At 60.5% G+C, this 5,944-nt stretch carries 4 protein-coding genes and 2 rRNA genes; 4 read left to right on the forward strand and 2 right to left on the reverse strand.

The window, feature by feature from the left end:
* Both rrf (F1609_RS33590) and rrf (F1609_RS33595) read left to right on the forward strand, forming a co-directional pair.
* Window positions 1-108: ribosomal RNA gene (gene rrf / locus F1609_RS33590) — 5S ribosomal RNA — on the forward strand; the annotation flags it as partial.
* Window positions 109-275: 167 nt separating this feature from the next.
* Window positions 276-393: ribosomal RNA gene (rrf, locus tag F1609_RS33595) — 5S ribosomal RNA — on the forward strand.
* Between the two features lie 140 nt (window positions 394-533).
* Here rrf (F1609_RS33595) and F1609_RS33600 read toward each other — a convergent pair.
* Window positions 534-1,892, reverse strand: coding sequence for a DHA2 family efflux MFS transporter permease subunit (locus tag F1609_RS33600; protein ID WP_229422201.1), 1,359 nt, complete (start codon window positions 1,890-1,892; stop codon window positions 534-536).
* 53 nt (window positions 1,893-1,945) lie between these two features.
* Entirely contained in the window at window positions 1,946-2,293 is a 348-nt protein-coding gene (locus F1609_RS33605) for a hypothetical protein (protein ID WP_167082235.1), read from the reverse strand.
* 77 nt (window positions 2,294-2,370) lie between these two features.
* Between F1609_RS33605 and F1609_RS33610 the strand changes: the two genes are divergently transcribed.
* Entirely contained in the window at window positions 2,371-3,117 is a 747-nt protein-coding gene (locus F1609_RS33610) for an SDR family oxidoreductase (RefSeq protein ID WP_167082237.1), read from the forward strand.
* Window positions 3,118-3,264: 147 nt separating this feature from the next.
* The gene (locus F1609_RS33615) at window positions 3,265-5,685 is read left to right on the forward strand and encodes a penicillin acylase family protein (RefSeq protein ID WP_167082239.1); all 2,421 of its coding nucleotides are present in this window, start codon (window positions 3,265-3,267) and stop codon (window positions 5,683-5,685) included.
* Window positions 5,686-5,944: the final 259 nt, after the last annotated feature.

The following is a 5,944-nucleotide window of genomic DNA, read 5'->3' on the forward strand; positions in this document are numbered from 1 at the left end:
TGACCATAGTAAATCGGTACCACCCCTTCCCATCCCGAACAGGACCGTGAAACGATTTTACGCCGATGATAGTGCTGCAACCAGTGTGAAAGTAGGTCATCGTCAGGCTAGTTATAAGAAGAAAACCTCGCAGAAATGTGGGGTTTTTTTTCGTCTGTGTTTTCTTGGCCGGACCACAGAAATTACTACCAATTAATAAGAATACGCCGTAAAATACGCGCTCAGGATTCGAAGTACTGCTGCCCAGTCGGGAGCAACTACTTGTACAAGTTATGCCTGATGACCATAGTAAATCGGTACCACCCCTTCCCTTCCCATCCCGAACAGGACCGTGAAACGATTTTACGCCGATGATAGTGCTGCAACCAGTGTGAAAGTAGGTCATCGTCAGGCTAGTTATATGAAAAAGCCCCACCAGCCAACGCGCTCAATCGCGTTACGTGCAGGTGGGGTTTTTTTTCGTCCGTGAACGCCGTCCACATGGCAAGCGCGCGACCGGTGTCCTCGACATCACGGCAATCGAATCCCCTTTCTTATCGCTGAAGCCTGAGCGCCGTACCGCGGCTGATGCTCTCGCCATCGTTTTGGCGCAAACGCCAGAAGGTCAGCGACGAGATCACGGTAATAATCGACAAGGTGGCAAACCCGTGATGCAGCGCGCTGATCACCATGGTGCGGTTGGACTGCGGTACATCACCCAGGAACCAGGCCGTCACCAGCGACCCCGCCGCCAGCCCGAAACTCATCGACAACTGCTGGAACGAGCTCGAGATCGTGCTGGCCATGCTCGAATCCTGGTCGTCGATGTCGGCATAGGCGAGTGAATTCATGCACGAGAACTGCAGCGAGTTGAAAAAACCCTGGGTCAGCCCGAGCATCACAATCAAGACCAGCGGCGTGTCGGCGCCCACAAACGCAAACAGTCCGATCGTCAAACCGATGCAGACCGTATTGACCACCAGGATCTGGCGATAGCCGAAGCGATGCAGCAAGCGTTGCGACACCAGTTTCATCGCCATCGCTGCGATCGCCGCCGGCATCATCAGCAAGCCGGATTTCCATGCCGGAAAACCCAGCCCGACCTGATACAGCAAGGGCAGCAAAAACGGCATCCCGCCCAATCCCAGGCGCGTCAAAAAGCCACCAACCGCGGCAATGCGGAACGTACGGATATGAAACAGCGACAGGCGCAGCAGCGGAAACTTCCTCCCGCGCGCATACAGGGCATAGGCACCGAGCAAGCCGAGCGACGACGCCAGGATGACTCCGGCGGTCAAGGGGGCCATCGTATGCTCGCCGAAAATTTCAAGGAACCACGACAGCAAGGCCGTGCCCGAACTGAACAGGATCAGGCCGACCACATCGAGCGGGCGCCGCTGCGCCGCGCGGTAATCCGGCATATAGCGAAACACCAGGAACAGCGCAATCAGGCCGACCGGCACGTTGATAAAGAAAATGTAGCGCCACGACACCCAGTGCACCACCAGGCCGCCCACGGTCGGTCCTAGCAGTGGGCCGATCAGCGCCGGGATGATCACGAAGTTCATCGCGCCGAGCAATTCGGATTTGGGAAACGTGCGAATGATGGCGAGGCGCCCTACCGGCATCATCATGGCGCCCCCCAGGCCTTGCAGCAAGCGGGCGGCGATCATCATTGGCGCGTTGACCGCCATGCCGCACAGGACCGACGCCAGGGTGAAGATGACAATGGCCACCGCGAACACCCGCCGCGTGCCGAAGCGGTCGGCCATCCATCCGCTCACCGGAATGCCCACGGCCAGGCTGAGGATATAGCTGGACACGATGGATTTGAGGCTGAGCGGAGTCACGCCGAGGCTGGCCGCGATGCTCGGAATCGCCGTGTTGACGATGGTCGCATCGAGCTGTTCCATGAACAGCGCGGCGGCGACGACCCACGGCAGGTAAGCCTTGACGGATGCTTGACTCAGAGCATCCTCACATCGCTGTGCAAGGGGTGATCGGACCATCGCGGCTGCGCGCGTTCCGTGCGCCAGTCGATCTTGGTGTTCGCCGTCAAACCCATCCCCATCCCCAGACAATCTTCCGGCATGCCGCCGGTTTTCTTTTTATATGTACCCCGCTGCCGTGAGCAGCGGCCATGCGCACCCGCCGTGCCGAGGCCGAGGCCTGGAACGACGTGCACCTCAACGAATATTACACCTAACGAAAGCCCCGAATCTTTATTTTTTAACATCAAGCCAGCGATTGCGCCCGGACGTCGGCGCATCGGTCCTCGCGCCCGCTCGCACGCCTTGTAGAAATAGGCAATCAAGCGAGAGTCCTGTGTATTTCCGGGTATGCCGGTGATTTGTAAGATGCCTCACCTGTCCGCACTTCAAGGAGAACCGCATGTCCAGCCATCACAATTCGCACCAGAAAGTCGTTCTCATTACCGGCGCCAGCAGTGGCATCGGCGCGGCCACCGCACGATTGCTCGGACGCCACGAATACCGGCTCGTGCTTGGAGCGCGCCGCGCCGACCGCCTGACCGCCCTGGTTGCCGAGATCCGCAGCGAAGGTGGCGCCGCCGAAAGTTTTGCCATGGATGTGCGCCGCCTGGAAGACGTACAGAGCTTCGTGGCCTTCGCGCTCGATGTCTACAAGCGCGTCGACGTGCTCGTCAACAACGCAGCCGTCATGCCCTTGTCCCGGCTCGATGCGCTCAAGGTCGATGAATGGAATCACATGATCGACGTCAACATCCGCGGGGTCCTGCACGGCATCGCCGCCGCCTTGCCCGTGATGCAGGAGCAGCGCTCGGGCCAGTTCATCAACCTGTCGTCGATCGGCGGTCATGCCGTCAGCCCCACCGCCGCCGTGTACTGCGCGACCAAGTTCGCGGTGGGGGCGCTGTCGGAAGGTTTGCGCCAGGAAGTGGGCGGCGACATCCGCGTGACCGTCATTTCGCCGGGCGTGACCGAGTCGGAACTGGCGGAAACGATTTCCGATCCGCTGGCGCGCGAGGCCATGCGCGACTTCCGGCGCGTGGCGATTGCCCCATCGGCCATCGCCGGCGCGATTCGCTTCGCCATCGACCAGCCGGCCGACGTGGACGTGAGCGAAATCATCGTGCGCCCGACCGCCAGCCCGTACTAAGTAAGTGCGCGATTGACGCGAACGACAAGTGTGTACCGCCTCGTATCGGACCATTTTCTTTTGTTGACTACTCTCAATACGGCCAGGACCGGCATTCGTACGATTGCCTGTCGGTCATCCTGGCCGGCACCGTGAAAGGGAGTCACCATGAGATGCGTGTTAAAGGATTTAGTTCGCTCCAATCGTCGTGTATCGGCCGCGCTGGCGGCAGGCCTGGCAGCGCTTGCCATCGCCGGCTGCGGGCGCGGCGACCAGGCACCGGGCCTGCCCAAGGCGGCGCGTCCGCAGTTCAGCGCCGAGCTGGCGCGCACCTCGCATGGCATTGCGCATATTCGCGCGCGTGATTTTCGCGGTATCGGTTACGGCCTCGCGTATGCCTATGCCCAGGATAATGTGTGCATGTTCGCCGATACCATCCTGACGGTACGCGGCGAGCGCTCGCGGTTTTTTGGCGCGGACAAGCCGGCAACGCCGGCGGCAAGTGGCGAATATGGCGCCAACAGCGATTTCATGAAACTCAATAACGAGGACAGCGACTTTTTCTTCAAGGGCTATCTCGACGCGGAGCGCTTAAAAGCCGGCTATGCCGCCGGCAGCGCGGAAGCGCGCGATTTGTTGACGGGCTACGCGGCCGGCTATAACCGCTATCTCAAGGAATACGCCGGACGCTATCCTGCCGCGTGCAACAAGGCGCCGTGGGTCAGGCCGATCAGCTTCGAGGACATGATGCTGGTACTGGCCGAGAAAGCGCTGCACGCGTCGGGCCAGGTATTCGCACAAGAGATAGTCGATGGCGCGCGCGAGGGCGGCCTTACCTTCCCGGACAAGGACGCGCAGGTACAGGTGAGCGATACCGATTTTCTGCAACGCAGGCTTGAGCGTTTGACCCGGGAACAATTGGGAAGCAATGGACTGGCGCTGGGTAAGGATACGACAGTGAGCGGGCGCGGCATCCTGCTCGGTAATCCGCATTATCCCTGGACCAGTACCGACCGCTTTTACCAGGCGCACCTGACCATCCCCGGTCGCTACGATGCCATGGGCGCCATCCTGGGTGGCATTCCGATGATCGTGATCGGGTTTAACAAGGATGTGGCGTGGACCCATACCGTCACGCGCGCGGTGCACTTCACCACCTTCAGGCTGGCGCTCGATACGCGCGATCCGAGTGGCACGACCTATCTGTACGATGGGGTGCCTGCCAAAATGGCGTCCAAAACGGTCAGCGTTGACAGCCTGCGGCCGGACGGCAGCATGGCCAGGCGCAGCAAGACCTTCTATTTCACGAGGCAAGGCGCGGTGCTGGTCAAGCCGGACGCCGGCATTACCTGGTCGGCCACAGCGGTGCACGTGCTGGCCGACGCCAATCGCCACAATACGCGGCTGATCGAACAATGGATCGGATTGGGCAGCGCTGGCAATGTGGGTGAGATGAAGGCGTCGCTCGACAAGACCATGGGATTGCCCTGGGTGAATACCATGGCCGCTGACCGCGACGGCAATGTACTGTATGCCGATGCCAGCCTGGTGCCCAAGGTCGGCGCCGACAAATTCGCGTCGGATTGTCTGGTGCTGCCGCAGTTGCTGATGTTCGACGGCTCGCGCAGCGCGTGCGCGTGGGGACCCGATGCGCGCGCACCGGATGGCATCCATTCGCCTGTGGATGCGCCGTGGATGCTGCGCACCGATTATGTCGGTAATTCGAATGACAGTTACTGGCTATCGAATCCGCGCGCCTTGTTGACAGGGCCGGCGCCGTTTGGCTATTCGCCGCTGTATGGGGCGACCGGTGTGGCCCAGATGCTGCGTACGCGGATCGGATTCAGGCAGCTCGAGGATGCCCTGGCCAGCAAATCGCGCCTGCACATGAGCGACGTGCAGGAGCTGGCCTTTGCCAATCGCGTGTATGCGGCCGAATTGATGCTGCCGGAATTTCTTCCCCTGTGCGGTGCCTCCGTCGATATGCTGGTGGCGCAGGCTTGCCGCGTATTGGCCGCATGGGACAGGCGCGCCAATCTCGATAGCCGCGGCGCAGTGCTGTTTCGCGAATTCTGGAACCGGGCGTCGCTGATTGCGGACAAATGGGCTGTCCCGCTGAATGCGGCCGACCCGGTCAATACCCCGCGCGGGCTGGCTCCGGCCGCCGGGCCGGCCATGTTGGCGGCGCTAAAAAATGCGGCGCAGCAGATGCAGGCCCTGAACGTGCCGCTGGACGGGCGCCTGGGCGACTACCAGAGCGATACCCGCAAGGGCGTGCGGGTGCCGCTGCATGGAGCGATTGGCGATATCGATGGTTCGTATAACTCGATTCATATGGAGACGGCGTTGCAGGCGGATGGCTATCGCCAGGTTACATGGGGAACCAGCTATGTGCAGACCGTGACGTTCGACGAGGCGGGCCCGGTCGCGCAGGCGATGCTGCTGTATGGGCAGTCGGTCGATCCGGCGTCGCCGTACCACGCCGACCAGCTGCCCTTGTACTCGCAGAAGAGCTGGCCCCAGCTGCCGTTTAGCCAGGCGAGCATCCGCGCCGATTCCCGCTATTCGGTGACGACATTATCGGAATAGGCCTTGCTACTCCTGGGAGGCTTTGCTATAGTTCGCCTCCCCGCAGAAAGGGTTAACGAAATCAAGTAGTTAGCAGTCTGTCAGGGCCGTCTCCAAGGAGACGCGGTAGTAAAAAAGAGGTTGACGAAAAATGCAAAACGCCGCATAATCTCATCTCTCTGCTGCAACGAACACAACGCTTCGTAGCAAACGGCAGAAGGCGGTACAGAACAAGTTCTTTAACAATTAACAGTCGATAAGTGTGGGCGTTTGATGAAGG

It is taken from the genome of Massilia aquatica, assembly GCF_011682045.1.
Taxonomy (GTDB): domain Bacteria; phylum Pseudomonadota; class Gammaproteobacteria; order Burkholderiales; family Burkholderiaceae_D; genus Telluria_A; species Telluria_A aquatica.